The organism is Sphingobium sp. CCH11-B1, assembly GCF_001556865.1.
GTDB lineage: Bacteria > Pseudomonadota > Alphaproteobacteria > Sphingomonadales > Sphingomonadaceae > Sphingobium.
On record NZ_LSJY01000061.1, the window covers coordinates 1 to 1168 of the forward strand.

The 1168-nt window shown below is 60.2% G+C and carries 1 protein-coding gene and 1 pseudogene; both read left to right on the top strand.

The window, feature by feature from the left end:
- Window positions 1-253 (top strand): annotated as a pseudogene (locus AX724_RS06570) (hypothetical protein); the annotation flags it as partial.
- A gap of 124 nt (window positions 254-377) precedes the next feature.
- Window positions 378-1168 (top strand): ferredoxin--NADP reductase (locus AX724_RS06575; RefSeq protein WP_066764587.1); only part of this gene is annotated, 791 nt, incomplete at its 3' end.

Consider the following 1168-nt stretch of genomic DNA (forward strand, 5'->3'; position numbering starts at 1 on the left):
GGGACTCCTTCTTGCCCATTATGCCCGCCCACACACGGAAATCCTGACAGTCCCCATCAACGGCCTCTACAAGGCCGAAGTCATCTGGCGGCAACGATCATGGCCAAACGCTTCAGCGGTGGAAATGGCAACCCTGCGCTGGGTAGATTGGTTCAACCATCACCGCCTGTTTGGCCCAATCGGACACATCCCGCCCGCCGAGGCCGAAGCCAATTACTATGCAGCCACCGACAACCTCAATATGGTTGCATGACCCAAATGAAACCGCCTCCGGGAAACCCGGGACGCTTCAGTAGCCGCAATGGGGCGGGCCATGGCTGACGCAGAGATTTTTCCCAGGAAAACGGAATACTTCCCCGAAGCGAAGGGCTGCACCAATGAGTGACCGGATCAAGGAAAAGGCCCGCCTCGCGCCCTCCGCCATATTGACTGTCGAACAGGTTCGCTCGGTCCGTCACTGGAACGAGCATCTGTTCAGCTTTTCGATCAGCCGCCCAGCCAGCTTCCGGTTTCGGTCAGGCGAATTTGTGATGATCGGACTGCAGGGTGAATCGCGACCACTGCTGCGCGCCTATTCAATTGCCAGCCCGTCTTACGCTGAGGAACTGGAGTTCCTCTCGATCAAGGTGCCCAATGGCCCCCTCACCTCGCGATTGCAGCGGATCGAACCGGGCGACGATGTCTTCCTCGGCCGCAAGCCGACAGGGACGCTGGTCGCTGACGCGCTTCTTCCCGGCAACCGCCTGTTCCTCCTATCCACCGGAACCGGTCTGGCTCCCTTCCTCAGCCTGATCCGCGATCCCGACATCTACGATCGGTTTGGGCAGGTGGTCGTTGTCCACAGTGTTCGACAGGTGAGCGATCTCGCATTCCGGGTCGATCTTGATTCCCACTTGGCGGGTGATCCGCTGGTGCAGGATCAGGCATTGGTTCAACTGAGCTACCTTCCCACAGTCACACGCGAGTCGTTTCGCACCCAGGGCCGCATCGCCACGCTGATGGAGGATGGCCGCCTGTTTGAGGGTGTGACCGGCCCTCGTCGGCTCGATCCCGCCACCGACCGCGTGATGATGTGCGGCAGCATGGCAATGATCCGGGATTTCTCAGCCCGGCTTGTCAAACGGCGTTCAAAAGGGACCCCCGATCGGCGTCGAAGAGGGACCCCCTT